This is a genomic window from Streptomyces sp. NPDC018026 (genome assembly GCF_044327745.1).
GTDB classification, from domain to species: Bacteria; Actinomycetota; Actinomycetes; order Streptomycetales; family Streptomycetaceae; genus Streptomyces; species Streptomyces rubrogriseus.
On sequence record NZ_JBIRFY010000003.1, the window covers coordinates 440,409 to 453,683 of the forward strand.

General features: G+C 74.1%; 10 protein-coding genes. 6 read left to right on the forward strand and 4 right to left on the reverse strand.

Features of this window, described 5'->3' with window-relative positions; genetic code table 11:
* Positions 1–29: 29 nt before the first annotated feature.
* On the reverse strand, positions 30–1,208 hold the full coding sequence (locus ACH4D3_RS12140; protein ID WP_398320093.1) for an alanine--tRNA ligase-related protein: 1,179 nt from the start codon (positions 1,206–1,208) through the stop codon (positions 30–32).
* A 327-nt stretch (positions 1,209–1,535) separates the two neighbouring features.
* On the opposite strand from ACH4D3_RS12140, the gene ACH4D3_RS12145 reads away from it, so the two are divergent.
* From ACH4D3_RS12145 to ACH4D3_RS12160, 4 genes are all read left to right on the forward strand, one after another.
* The gene (locus tag ACH4D3_RS12145) at positions 1,536–2,303 is read left to right on the forward strand and encodes a hypothetical protein (protein WP_398320096.1); all 768 of its coding nucleotides are present in this window, start codon (positions 1,536–1,538) and stop codon (positions 2,301–2,303) included.
* 130 nt (positions 2,304–2,433) lie between these two features.
* A complete protein-coding gene (locus ACH4D3_RS12150) occupies positions 2,434–3,264 on the forward strand; it encodes a hypothetical protein (protein ID WP_398320099.1) in 831 nt (276 codons plus the stop codon).
* Positions 3,261–5,450 carry a bifunctional serine/threonine-protein kinase/ABC transporter substrate-binding protein gene (locus ACH4D3_RS12155; protein ID WP_398320102.1) on the forward strand — a complete coding sequence of 730 codons (2,190 nt, stop codon included), beginning with the start codon at positions 3,261–3,263 and terminating at the stop codon, positions 5,448–5,450. The genes ACH4D3_RS12150 and ACH4D3_RS12155 overlap by 4 nt, the downstream gene beginning before the upstream one ends.
* Positions 5,451–5,453: 3 nt before the next feature.
* The gene (locus tag ACH4D3_RS12160; protein WP_398320105.1) at positions 5,454–7,721 is read left to right on the forward strand and encodes a bifunctional serine/threonine-protein kinase/ABC transporter substrate-binding protein; all 2,268 of its coding nucleotides are present in this window, start codon (positions 5,454–5,456) and stop codon (positions 7,719–7,721) included.
* Here the strand turns inward: ACH4D3_RS12160 and ACH4D3_RS12165 are convergent.
* Positions 7,694–9,175 carry an amidase gene (locus ACH4D3_RS12165; RefSeq protein ID WP_398320107.1) on the reverse strand — a complete coding sequence of 494 codons (1,482 nt, stop codon included), beginning with the start codon at positions 9,173–9,175 and terminating at the stop codon, positions 7,694–7,696. The two genes, ACH4D3_RS12160 and ACH4D3_RS12165, sit on opposite strands and share 28 nt — an antisense overlap.
* Positions 9,176–9,308: 133 nt before the next feature.
* Between ACH4D3_RS12165 and ACH4D3_RS12170 the strand changes: the two genes are divergently transcribed.
* Positions 9,309–9,896 (forward strand): TetR/AcrR family transcriptional regulator, encoded by a 588-nt coding sequence (locus tag ACH4D3_RS12170; protein WP_398320110.1) that lies wholly within the window; start codon positions 9,309–9,311, stop codon positions 9,894–9,896.
* Between the two features lie 54 nt (positions 9,897–9,950).
* Here the strand turns inward: ACH4D3_RS12170 and ACH4D3_RS12175 are convergent, their stop codons facing one another.
* Complete coding sequence (locus tag ACH4D3_RS12175; protein WP_398320113.1) at positions 9,951–10,889, reverse strand: LysR family transcriptional regulator; 939 nt, start codon at positions 10,887–10,889, stop codon at positions 9,951–9,953.
* Positions 10,890–10,945: 56 nt separating this feature from the next.
* Between ACH4D3_RS12175 and ACH4D3_RS12180 the strand changes: the two genes are divergently transcribed.
* Complete coding sequence (locus ACH4D3_RS12180; RefSeq protein ID WP_398320116.1) at positions 10,946–11,830, forward strand: endonuclease/exonuclease/phosphatase family protein; 885 nt, start codon at positions 10,946–10,948, stop codon at positions 11,828–11,830.
* A gap of 7 nt (positions 11,831–11,837) precedes the next feature.
* On the opposite strand, the gene ACH4D3_RS12185 is transcribed toward ACH4D3_RS12180, so the two are convergent.
* Positions 11,838–13,250 (reverse strand): M1 family metallopeptidase, encoded by a 1,413-nt coding sequence (locus ACH4D3_RS12185; RefSeq protein ID WP_398320119.1) that lies wholly within the window; start codon positions 13,248–13,250, stop codon positions 11,838–11,840.
* Between the last annotated feature and the right edge of the window lie 25 nt (positions 13,251–13,275).

Consider the following 13,275-nt stretch of genomic DNA (forward strand, 5'->3'; position numbering starts at 1 on the left):
GCGTCACGACCGCACGGTCCGCACGCCTCCTATTCCGGGTACCCGCCCCCGCGCAGGCTCGTCACCAGCTCGCGCGGCAGGCCGTGGGTGTCATGGAGGTAGTGGAAGTCCTCCTCTCCCAGCGGGCCCCGGAACCGGGGCCGGGCCAGCACGTTCCGGCCGCGTTCCAGGAGCCGCCGGAACCGGCGCTCCTCGTCCACCAGCAGGCGCCGCAGGAGGCCGGGGTCGCCGTCCTGCCGGAAGTGGTCCAGGGTGTGCGTGATCAACTCGTCCGGCAGGTCACCGAGCCCGCGCGAGGGGTCGTCCCGCCACAGCACGGTGAGCAGCCGCCGCACCAGGCGCCGCAGCACGTAGCCCCGGCCGGTGTTGGACGGGCGGACGCCGTCGCCGAGGACCACGACGGCCGACCGCAGGTGGTCGCAGACCACCCGGAACGACGGTTCGTCCAGCGGCCACAGGGTGGGCAGCAGCCGTCGCCACGGCTCGAAGACGTCGCACTCGAACACCGACGACTTGCCCTGCAGCAGCGTGGCGAGGCGCTCCAGGCCCAGGCCGGTGTCGACGTTGCGCTGCGGCAGCGGCACGAGGCGGCCGTCGTCCAGCCGCCGGTGGCGCATCATCACGTGGTTCCACACCTCCACCCAGCGGTCGTCGCCGGTGGGCGTGGACCGGGGTGGGGTGTCTCCGCTCCACAGGAAGATCTCCGAGTCGGGTCCGCACGGGCCCACCGGCCCGTTGGACCACCAGTTGTCGTCCACCGTCGGCTCCACGGGAACGCCGCGCTCCTGCCACAGCCGCAGCGACTCGGTGTCCGGCCCCACCTGCTCACCGCCCCCGTACACGGTGGCGTGCAGCAGCCCCGGGTCGACCCCGAAACCCTCGGTGAGCAGCCGGTGGGCCCAGTCGAGGCTCCGCGAGCCCTCGTAGTCGCCCAGCGACCACGTGCCGAGCATCTCGAAGACCGTCAGATGCGTGCTGTCCCCGACCTCGTCCAGGTCCGTGGTGCGCAGACAGCGCTGTACGTTGACCAGCCGCCGGCCCAGCGGGTGGGGGCGGCCCTCCAGGTACGGGGTGAGCGGATGCATGCCGGCGCTGGTGAACAGCACGGGATCGCCCGGCTCGGGCAGCAGCGTCGAGCCGGTGATCCGGCGATGGCCCTGATCCTCGTAGTACTCGACGAACGTGCGCAGGACGCCCTCGGTGTCCATGGGGTGACTCCTTCGCTTGGAGGCGGGAGAGGCACCGGAGAACGGAACCGCGCGGTCCTCGCACCTGGGCGAAGGTGGCGGAGCGCCACGTGAACCACCGACGAACCGTTTCCGGTCGCCGGTGGGAAAGGGGGAAGGTCAGGCGGCGGCAACCGGCGAGCTGGTCGCTCGCGCGGTCGCGAAGATGTTCCTGCCGATGACGTTCATGCCACGAAGATAGCGCCCCGGGCGCGGTCGAGCACCCGGATATTCCGCAACCGCGACGCCCCGCCCGGGAGTCCCTACCTTGGTAGGGACAGCGCGCACCGACGGATACGGGGGAGCAGCATGGCCGACTTCCATCCCTTCAGCAAACGAGAGTCCCTCACCCGGACGCTGCTCACCTCGCTGTGGGCGCTGATCCCCGTCCTGACCCTCGGACTCGGGACGCTGCCCCTGATGATCCACGCGACGGTGCGCACGAAGAGCCCGGCGCAGGCACTGGCCACCGTGCCCTACGGCGTGGCGGCCGCACTGTTCATCACCTTCGACCCGGACGTGTCCGCCACGTACGAGGTCGTGTTCAGCGCCGCCATGTTCTTCAACATCCTCGTCGGGGCCGGGCACGCGTTCGCGATCCGGTCCCGGGTGTGGAAGAGCCCCGACGCCGAGCTGCTGCGCCCGCTGCAGAACCGGCAGCGTGCTCTGCTCGCCGCGCACCACGACGAGCGGGCGGCGCGGGAGACCGCGCGGGGCATCGCCGCCACCGACCCGCGGCAGGCGCTCGAACTGCGTATCGGCCGGGTCGACCTGGCCGACCGGGCGTTTCCCGACGGCGGTCTCGTCGACGTCAACAACGTGCCCGCCGGCGTCCTGGCCCGCCACCTGACCCTGTCCGACGAACGGGCCGCGGCGGCCGTGCGCATGCGGGCGGCGGTCGGCGGCTTCGCCTCCGCCGAGGACCTGTCCGTCACCATGGACCTGCCGCCCCGGCATCTGGACGCCGTCGAGGACCGGCTGCTCTTCCTGCCGCCGCAGGAAGGGGCGGGCCCCGGCCGGGAAGACCCGTCCAGCCGGACCGGCGCACGGACCCCGCGGTCCCGTCCGTCCTCGTAACACCCCGGCTCTCACCCTGCATCGGTTTCGTCACGGCTCGCCACCCGCCCGTCGGCGGCGCGGTGCACGGCGGGCACGATGGGACGGTACGACGGCATTCACTGCCGTGAACGCGGGACACGGGGGACACATGGACTGGGGGAGACGGACACGGGTGCGGGTACGGCTGGGCGGCGGCGCGCTCGCCCTGGCCGTCCTCGCGACGGGCTGCTGGGGCGGCGGCGACACCGACGGCACCGGCGGGCCGTCCGCGAGCCCCGAGACATCCGGGCAGCCGACCCCGTCCGGCGACCCGGGCCCCGGCCCGACCGTCGACACGTTCCTGGACTTCGTGCCGGACCCGGACCGGCAGCCGAAGAACCGGGCACAGGCCCTGAGGATCGCCCGCAAGGTCGTCGCGAAGCCCGCCGACTGGGGAGCCGGGTACGTGAAGGGCAGCGACTACAAGAGCGGCCCTGGGCGCTCCTCCGAACTGGACGAGGACTGCGTGTGGGAGCAACGCCCGCTGCCCGACTCCCAGTTCGTCGCCGTCGTCCGGCGCAGCGAGCTGCCCGCGAAGGGCGACGCCGGGCCGCTGCGGGTCACCGCCGTCGTCACGGTCCACCGCACCGAGGAGAGCGCCCGCTGGGAGATGGCCCGCACTCTGGAGGAGCCGCTGCGCTGCCCCGACCAGCGACTGAACACCACCGAAAGGATCACCGGACTGCGCTCCGGCGGCGATCTGTCACCGGACCCGAGCGGGACCGGCGACTACCTCCAGGAGACCGGCCGGATCCACAGCGACCTGCCCGGCAGTCCGCACCCGTACATCTGGGACGTGGCCCGGATGGGGGTCGTCACCTTCGCCGTCTCGGTGAAGGGCGGCACCGGCCACGAGGAGCAGGAACTGCAGTCCACCAGCTCGAAGGTCATCGGGTACATGTCGGCCAGGGTCGAACTGGAGACAGGGGTGCGCAAGTGAGCCAACCGCTGCTCCCGGACGACCCGGCGACGATCGGCGGCCACCGCCTGCTGGCCCGGCTCGGAGCGGGCGGCATGGGAGTCGTCTACCTCGCACGGTCCGCCACCGGAGCGCCGGCCGCGATCAAGGTCGTCCTGCCGGAACTCGCCGACGAACCCGACTTCCGGGCCCGGTTCCGCCGCGAGGTGGCGGCGGCCCGCCGGGTGGTCAGCCCCTGGGCGGTGCCGGTGACCGGCGCGGGACCCGACGACCCCACGCCGTGGCTGGCGACGGCCTTCGTCCCCGGCCCCTCGCTGGGCGAGGCGGTCCACCGCTCGGGGCCGCTGCCGACGCACAGCGTGCGCGCGCTGGGCCGGATGCTCGCCGCCGCACTGCGCGCCGTGCACGAGGCGGGGATCGTCCACCGCGACGTCAAGCCCGGCAACGTGCTCCTCGCCGTCGACGGGCCCCGGCTCATCGACTTCGGCATCGCCCGGTCCACCGGCCACACCGCGCTCACCGCCACCGGCCTGGTCGCCGGGACGCCCGGCTTCCTCTCCCCGGAACAGGCCGAGGCCCGGCCCGGTGCGCTCGGCCCGCCGAGCGACGTGTTCTCCCTCGGCTGTCTGCTCGCCTACGCGGCCACCGGACGGCTCCCGTTCGGCGAGGGCACCGCGCAGGCCGTGCTGTACCGGACCGTGCACGACGAGCCCGACCTGGCGGGCATCGCCGCCGACGACGGCGCAGCGCCCCGCCCCGCCGCCGATCCCGCGGCGGCCGGTGAACTGCTCGCGCTCCTGCGCCAGTGCCTCGCCAAGGATCCCGCGGCCCGCCCCCGAGCGGGGGAGATCGAGGCCCGGCTGGCGGGGGATCCGCCGTCCGGCGGTGCCTGGCTGCCCCCGCACGTCGTACGGGACATCGCCGACCGCTCGGCCCGCATGCTGGCGCTGCCCGACATCGACCGCACCGTCGTCGACCGGCCGGGCGGCGCTGTGACCCCGCCGCACACCGGCCCCGGCCGACGCTCGGTCCTCGCGCTCGGCTCCGGCGGCGCGGTGCTCGCGCTGGCCGGGGGCGGTGCCGCGCTCTGGGCCGCGACCCGCGACGACGGCGCCGCACCCGCCGGGGAGGAGCCCTGGGCGGTGGGCGTGCACGCCGACCTCAGCGGACCCGGGAAGGCGGCGGGCAAGGCCCACGAGCAGGGCGTGCGGCTCGCCGTGGAGCAGTACAACGCCCGGGCCGGCAAACCCTTCGCACTGCGCCTGCGGACCGCCGACGACGGCGGCTCGCTCCGGCGCGCCCAAGCCGCCGCGCAGGCCCTGGTGCGCGACCGGCGCGTGCTCGCCGTGGTCGGACCGACCACCGACGCGTGCGTCGACGGCGCCGTCGCCGCCTACGAGGAGGCACTGCTGCCGATGCTCCTCGTCAAACCCGGAGCCTTCCGGCTGGTCGGCGGCCGCCACCGGGTGCCGCTGCACTGCCGGCCGCTGGTGTACGCGCTCGGGTTCGGGCTCGCCGTCCATCTGACCCGGCAGGAGAAGGTGTCCTACCCGGGGCTGATGCAGGACCGCACGGCGGACCCCGTCGCCTGGCAGATCACCCAGGGTGTCGCCGACGGCATGCGCAAGGCGCGGACCCGGTTCTACCCGCGAGTGGTCCCCGCCGGCCTGGACGACCTCGGCCCGCAGGTCACGGACATCCTGCACGCGAAGGTCGACTCCTTCGTCTACGCGGGACCGGCCGAGGGCGCGGCGGGGGTCGCCCGCGGACTCGCCGCCGCGGGGTTCGACGGGCCCCGGGTCGGGCCGGAGGACGTGGCCGAGACCGTCTTCCTCGACGAGGCCGGTGCGGCCGCCGAGGGCTGGCTGCTCGGCACGTCCTTCGTGGACCCGCAACGGCTGCCCGCCACCGCGTCGTTCACCCGCGCGTTCCGGCGCCGCTTCGGCGCCCCGCCCGGCCGGTACGCGGTGGAGGCGTACGACGCCGCGAACCTCGCCATCGACCAACTGGTGCGGGGCGTACGCGACGGCCGGCCCCCGGAGCGCGCCCGGCTCACGACGCTGCTGCGCGCCGCCCGGTACCGCGGCCTGACCAAGACGTACGTGTTCAACCGGGAGAACGGCCGGTTCGAGGGCGAGGTCTGCTACCTGCACCGGGTCGAGAACGGCGAGTTCCGCTTCCTCGGTGCCGTGCCGGGAGGGGACTAGCCGGTGGGCGAACGAGGGCCGGCGGTGCGGCCGCTGCGTCGGGGCGACCCCGTCGAGATCGGTGGCCGGGTGCTGCTCGGACGGCTCGGCGCGGGCGGCATGGGCGTGGTCTACCTGGCCCGCTCGCCCGGCGGCGGCCTGGCGGCGGTGAAGCTGGTGCGCGCGGAACACGCCGCCGACCCGGCCTTCCGGGCGCGGTTCCGACGCGAGACCCAGGCCGCCGCACGGCTGTCCGGCCGCTGGCTCGTGCCGCACGCCGACGCCGATCCGGAGGCCGCGGTGCCCTGGCTGGCCACGGCGTTCGTACCGGGACCGAGCCTCGCCGACGCCGTCGGGCGTATGGGCGCGCTGCCCGAACACACGGTGCGCGTGCTCGGCGTACGGCTCACCGAGGCGCTGGCCGAGGTGCACACGGCGGGGCTCGTGCACCGCGACGTGAAACCCGGCAACATCCTGCTCGCCCTCGACGGTCCGCGGCTGATCGACTTCGGCATCGCCCGCGCCGACGGCGTCACCTCCCTGACCGCCGGTGGCCTGGTCATCGGTTCTCCGGGGTTCCTCTCGCCGGAGCAGGCACAGGCACGGTCCGGCGAGGCCGGGCCGCCCAGCGACGTGTTCTCCCTCGGCTGCGTCCTCGCCTACGCGGTGACCGGGCGGCGCCCCTTCGACGCGGGCACCGTGGCCGGCACGCTGTTCCGCACGGTCCACGAGGAACCGGATCTCACCGGCTCGCCACCGCACCTGCTCGGGCTGCTGCGCGCCTGTCTGGCCAAGGACCCGCGCCACCGGCCCGGCACCGACGCCGTACGGGAGCGACTGGCCGACGGGCTCCCGGCGGGGGCGTACGACGGCTGGCTGCCCGCGCCGCTGCCCGGCGTCATCGCCGAACGCACCGCGGAGGTCCTCGCGCTTCCCGACCCGGCACCGCCCGCGCCCGCGACCCCCGCACGGGACTCCCCGGTGCGGGCACCCGGCGCGGACACCGCGGGGGACACCACCGCGAGCCGGGGGACGACCCGCCGCCGGATGCTCCGGGCCGGTCTCGGAGCCGGGCTCGCCACGGCGCTGACCGGGGCCGGACTCGCCGCCCGGCGCCTGCTGGGGCCCGGCGCGGACGACGGCGGTGCCGCACCACTGCCCCGCTGGACCATCGGGCTGCACGCCGACCTGTCCGGCCCGTCGAGGGTGCTGGGGCAGGCACAGGAGCGGGGCGCACGACTCGCGGTGGCGCACTACAACTCCACCGAGGGCCGCCCGTTCGACCTGGGCCTGACCGTCCTGGACGACCGGGGCGACGCCGACCGCGCGGCCGAGGTGGCCTACCGGTTCGTGGCCGACACCAGGGTCGTCGCCGTACTGGGCCCCACCACCGGGACGGGCTTCGCCGCGGTCTCGGAACGGTACGAGCGGGCACTGCTGCCCATGGTGACCGTCTCCGCGCGCCCGCTGCTCCTGTCCCTGGCCTCACGGCAGGCGCTCTTCCAGCTTCGCGCCGACAAGGTGGACGCGGCCGACGGCTTCCTGCGCTACCTCGGCACCGTGGAACGGACCGCACACACCGCCCTCGTCGACGACCGCGCCGCCACCGGCGACGAGGACTGGGGCCTGGTCGAGCGGATCCGGCAGACTCCGCCGGGCGGCGGCCGGGTCAGCGTGCACCGGGTCCCGGCGGGCCAGGACGGAGCGGGCGAGGCGGCCCGGTCGGTACGGGAATCGGGCGCCCAGGCGGTGATCTACGCCGGCACCTCACCGTCCCGCGCCGCCCGCTGCGCGCGGGCCCTTCGGGCGACCGGCTTCGAGGGCACCCGCATGGCACCGGAACCCGTCCTGTATCCCGAGCCGCCCGAGGAGGGGGAGTCACCCGCCTTCCCCTTCCTCCAGGAAGCGGGAGACGCCGCTCAGGGCTGGCTGTGCGTGACCGCGTACGCCGACGCGACCCGGCTGCCCGGGGCGCGTGGGTTCACCGCCGCGTACGCCGAACGGTTCCCCGCCGCACCCGCGCCCGGACCGGCCGCGCCCTTCGCCCTGGAGGCCTACGACGCCCTGCTCCTCGTCGGTTCCGCGCTGCGCCGCCCCGCCGACGGCGGTCCGGAACGCGGCTCGACCGCGGCGCGACTGCGCCGGGCCCGGTACGAGGGCCTCGCCAAGACGATCGCCTTCGCCCCGGACACCGGGGAGTTCGAACGCGCGGCCGGTCTCTACCTCTACCGCGTCGAGGACGGCACACCGCGCTTCCTGGGCAACTACCGCGACGTGACGGAGCCCGCCTGACCCGGCGCAACGGGAGAGTCTCCCGCCCACACGGCAGGGGTGCGGTCCGACCACGGCTGCGCCTGTTCGAGCTGGCCGGCGAGGCGGAACAGGAGCCCTTCGAGGCCGTAACCGGCGGCGAACTGCATGCCGACCGGGAGTCCCGTCCCGGTGTCGGCCGTCACCGGCACGGACATGGCGGGTGTGCCCGCCACGTTGAACGCCATGGTGAATGGGGAGTGGTCGTTGAGCCGTTCGATCCAGCCGAGGCCGTCGAGCGCCTCCGCGCCCGCGCCGTAGGCGCCCAGCGCCGGGGGCAGCTCCGGCAGGGTGGGGGTGAGCAGCAGGTCGTAGGTGTCGAAGCAGCGGGCCAGGCCGCGGGCGACGCGGTTGCGGATCGCGAGGGCGGTGACGAACTGGGGGCCGCTGACCCGGTGCCCGTAGCGGTGGGCGGCCAGCGTCGCCGGTTCGAGGGACGAGGAGTCGACGGGCCGGCCGAGCGCCGCCGACAGGTCGTCGACCGAGGCCGCGACATTCGCGGTCGACAGCCGCGCGTTGGCCAGCACGAACTCCTCCCAGTCGGCGCCGAGGCCGACCGCGGCCTCCTCCGTGCGGTGTCCGAGGGATTCGAGCAGCCGCACGGTGCGCTCCAGCGCCTCGGCCACCGGGGCGGCGGTGGGGCGCCCGCCCCAGGCCCGGGCGAGGACCCCGATCCGCAGCGAGCCCGGCGGGCGCGTGACTTCCTCCGCGTAGGGGCGGGACGGCTCCTCGGCGAAGTAGGGGTCGCCCGGCTCCGGGCCGCGTATCAGGTCCAGCAGTGCCGCGCTGTCCCGTACGGTGCGGCTGACACTGCCCTGCACGGCCAGGCCGTTGAATCCCTCGTCGAGAGCGGGGCCCATGGAGACCCGGCCGCGGGTGGGCTTCAGCCCGAAGAGGCCGTTGTACGCGGCGGGGATGCGCAGCGAACCGGCGGCATCGGTCGCGTGCGCGAGGGGGACCGCTCCGGCCGCCACGGCCGCGGCCGCGCCACCGCTGGATCCACCGGCGCCGCGCCGGGGGTCCCACGGATTGCGGGTCGGGCCGTACAGCACCGGTTCCGTGGTGATGCTGTAGGCCAGCTCCGGTGTCGCGGTACGCCCTAGGGTCACGAGTCCCGCGCGGCGGAAGCGCCGCATCAGGAAGGAGTCGGAACGGGCGACGTGCCCGGCCGCGAGCCGGCTGCCCAGCTCCGTGCGCCGGCCCGCCATGGCGACCCCGAAGTCCTTGATCAGGAAGGGCGCGCCGGCCAGCGGCGTGCTGCCGGGGGCGGGCCGGTCGTCGGCCGGCCAGGTCTCCACGACGGCGTTGATCCGCGGATTGACCCGCCGCACCGCCTCGTGTGCGGCGGCCTCCACCTCGGCGGGGGTCACCTCGCCCCTGGCCACCAGTTCCGCGAGCCCCACCGCGTCGTGGCGCACGTACTCGGACACTCTCACTGTCACTCCTGGGAACGTGGGAATACCGTTGAGTCCCATGTGATACCGAGCGGTATCGAGTGGGACGGACTGGTACCGTAACAGAGGAGTGAAGGACCCCACCGACCGGAACACCGGACACCACGGAGCAGGCATGACATCGACCGCCGCCAGGCCGGGCAGAGTGGCGAAGCTGCCGCCCCGCGAGCGCATCCTCGACGCGGCCGAGGAGCTCTTCCAGAGCGAGGGCATCCGAGGCGTGGGAGTCCAGGCGATCGCCGAGCGGGCCGAGACCACCAAGATGGCGATCTACCGGCACTTCGAGACCAAGGACGCGCTCGTCGCCGAATGGCTGCGGATCCTGGCCGCCGAGTACCAGGCGGCCTTCGACCGCGTCGAGGCCGAACATCCCGGCCGCCCCCGGGAGCAGATCCTGGGCCTCGCCCGCTTCATCGCCGACGGGCTGCCGGGGCTCTCGCACCGGGGCTGCCCCTTCATCAACTCCCTCGCCGAACTGCCCGACCGCGCCCACCCCGCGCGACAGGTGGTCGAGGAGCACAAGGCCCGCCAGACCCGCAGGCTGGTCGGCATGTGTGCCGAGGCGGGGATGCCCGACCCCGAACAGGCCGCGGCCCAGATCACCTTCGTCCTCGAAGGGGCACAGGTCAGCACGCAGAACGGCAGCATCGACCGGGCGGGGGAGCGGTTGCTGCGCATCGTCGAGGCGATCGTCGGCCGGTAGTACGGGGCCCGGCCGGATCGCGTCGGTGCCGCGGGCGCCTCTGGCCGGTGGGCTCTACTCCGGCCGGCCCGTCGCCCAGGAGGGCAGCCAGGTGTCCTCGGGCAGCGGGGCCAGGTTCGCGAAGTGGTTGACGACCGCCCGGAGCCCCGGGTGCGGATTCTCCCGGGGAAGCAGGAGCGAGAGCGGGTAGGCGAGCGTCGGACCCGCGATCGGGATGCGGCGCAGATCGTGACCGGCCGGCCAGATGTACCGGTCGCGCGAGCCCACGAGGGTGGCCACGTCGTCGGAGTCGGCGAGGATGTCGAGGAGTACCTCGTTGCCGAAGTTGGGGCCCGCGGCGTCCACCCGGAGGCCGAACCCGGCGGTGAGCTGATCGTAGAAGTCCGCCCACTCGCTGCCCGGGGCGATACCGGGCACCCAGATCCGGTGCCCGCGCAGCCGGGCCGGCGTCACGGTGCGTGCGGAGGCGAGCGGGTGTCTCGGGCCGACGACGAGTTCCAGCGGGGAGTGGAACGCGTGGATCATCCGCACCTCGGGCGGCAGCGCCGCCGGGTCGGTGACCGAGCGGAAGGAGGCGTCGACGTCGCCCGCCCGCACGGCGGCCACCGCCAGCCGCGGGTCGTCGACCTTGAGCGTCACCACGTCGAGTGCGGTTCCGGGATGTGAGCGCCAGTAGTCGTGCAGGACGACGGCCTGCGCGGACCGCAGGCCGAGGACGTCGATCCGCAGCGCCCGCGAGCCTCGTCGGATCGCGGTGACGGCGCGGTCGGCGTTCGCGACGATGTTCCGGGCGTGCGGCAGGAAGGCCTGCCCGTCGAGCGTCAGCTCGACCCCTCGGGGCGTGCGGGTGAACAGCCGGACGTCCAGTGCCCGCTCCAGGGCCGCGATCCGTTTCGAGACGGCCTGCTGCGTCACACCGAGTTCGTCGGCCGCGTGCCGCAGCTGTCCCAGCTCGGCCGCGCGGACGAACGATCGCACCGCCTCGGTATCCATGGGGCGAGCATAGGGCTGCCCGCCGGGGCCCGCCCCGCCGTGCCATAACCTCGTCCGTGGGAACGGCGGTTGCCGTGTGTGTCCACACCGAGGAGGCGGCGGTGCTCAAATGGGGCGGCTCGCGATTGCTCGTCTGCGCGGTGGCGCTGGCCTGCGTCGCACTGGTGGGGCCCAGCGCCCCCGGCGGTGCCCTGTCCGGCAGGTCGCTGCCCGTCGAAGCCGTCAAGGACATCGTGCCCGACCGGGTCATGACGTGGAACCTGTGCAACCCCTGCGACGCGAGCAACCTCGACCGGGCCGCCGAGATAGCCGCGCAGGCGCCCCAGGTCATCGGCATGCAGGAAGCCTGCGCCCGTGACGTCGACAGGATCCGGGACTACCTGGAGGCCTTCCACGGGCTCGTCTACCACGTCGCACACGGATCGGTCCTGCAGAACTGGGGCCGCTGCGGGGGAGCACCGTGGAACCCCGGGGGCTTCGGCCAGGCCATCCTCTCGGCGGCACCGATCACGGACGCCGTCAACGTCGAGTACCCCGACGGCGGCTCCGAGGACCGCGGATACCTCGCGGTCACCACCGAGGTGGGCGGCCGGTCCGTCCGGGTGTTCAACACGCACCTCGCCCAGCGCCGTCAGGAGGAGTTCAGGACGGACCAGGTCCGCGTACTCGCCGAGGAGGTCGCCCGGCACGAACGCGCCATAGTCGTCGGCGACTTCAACGCCGTACCGGAAGCCTCCGAACTCGACCCGATGTGGTCCCTGGCCACGGACACCGACCCGGAGTGCCACCCCGCGCCCGTCGGCACCTGCGAGCCGACCACGGACTGGCAGAGCAAGTTCGACTACGTCTTCCTGCGCGGCATCGCCCCGCGCGAGCACCGCGTGGTCGGCACGGAGCACTCGGACCACGACATGCTCTACGCCGACCTGGACGTCACCTGAGGCCCCGTCACCGGATGCGGTGGCTCTCCCAGAAGGGGCCGAGGTCCTCGTCCGTCATGGACTGGGCGGCCCGCTTGAAGTCCTCGGTGGTGGAGACGCCGTACCAGTGGTCCCGGGCGTAGCGCTTGAGGAGCCGGGCCATGGTGTCGGCGCCGAGGGTGCGTTCCAGGTCGGCCAGCGCGCAGGGCCCGGCCGTGTAGAGAAGGTGGTACTCGCCGCGGTGCCGCGACCAGTAGTCCATTGAGGCGGTCAGTTCGGAGTTCTCGTCCGGCCAGTAGACGTCCGACCAGCAGTCGCGGGTCTCCAGTCCGTAGAAGCGGAAGTTGGCGTACTGGGCGAAGCTCTCGTCCAGCCACGGCGCGGCGTACTCGTCGTTGCCGACGATGCCGTACCACCACTGGTGCGCCAACTCGTGGACGACGGCGTTGCCCTCCTCGGTGGTGCCGAGCAGGACGAGGCCGGGATACTCCATACCGCCACCGAACCCGCCGGTCATCACGAGATCGACCTCGCCGTAGGGATAGCGGCCGAACTCGCGGCCGAACCGGTCGACGGCGGCGACGGCTTCCGCGCGGCCGAGGCGGACGCCCGCGGCAGGGGCGTCGGGCGCCCAGAACGACTTCACGCGCACACCCCCGGGCGTGGTTTGGGCCGCCGTGCGGAACGGTCCCGCGGCCCAGGCGAAGTCCCGGACGCGCTCCGCGAGACTGAGGGTCACCGAACGTCCCGGTGCTCCCGGGCGGGTCCTGGTGCGGCCCGTCGCGGGCACCGCCATGTCCGACGGGTGGTCGAGGCGCACCCTGAAGTCACCGGCGAGGGCGTAGAAGCTCTCGCCGACCGCCACGTACGGGTCGAGGTGCCATCCCTCGGCGTCGTGCACGGCGAGTACCGGCAGGGCGTTGCCGAGGAAGCGGAAGGCGCCCTCGCGGCCGAAGCGGGCATTGCGGTCCGGCACCGTAATGGACACGTCGAAGGCCACGGACGCCCGCTCTCCGTGCGCGAGGGGCTTCGGCAGAGCGATGCGCACAGCCGTGCAGCCCACCGTGAGCGGGTCCGCCGTGCCACCGCGCAGACCCGACACGACGACGGGCGAGGGCACACCGGGCACGCCGGGCGTGCCGCACCCGTCCTCGCCGTTGCCCCACAGGCGCAGGTACACCTCGCGCAGCGGCCGGTCGGACGCGTTGCGGAAGGACACCCGCTGCCGTCCCGTCCAGCGGCCGCCGTCCGCGTCGGAGCGCAGGTCCACGTCGTAGCGGGCGCGGTCGGGTGTCGCCGCGGACCCGTCGGCCCCGGCTGCCGCACCGGACTCACCCACCAGCGTGCCCACCGCCAGGAGGAGCACCAGCAACACCACGAACGGACGACGACCGGCCCGGTGCGACCACGGGGCGGGCAGGGACGTGCCAAGCGGTGACATGACAGCGGATACTGCCACAACTCCC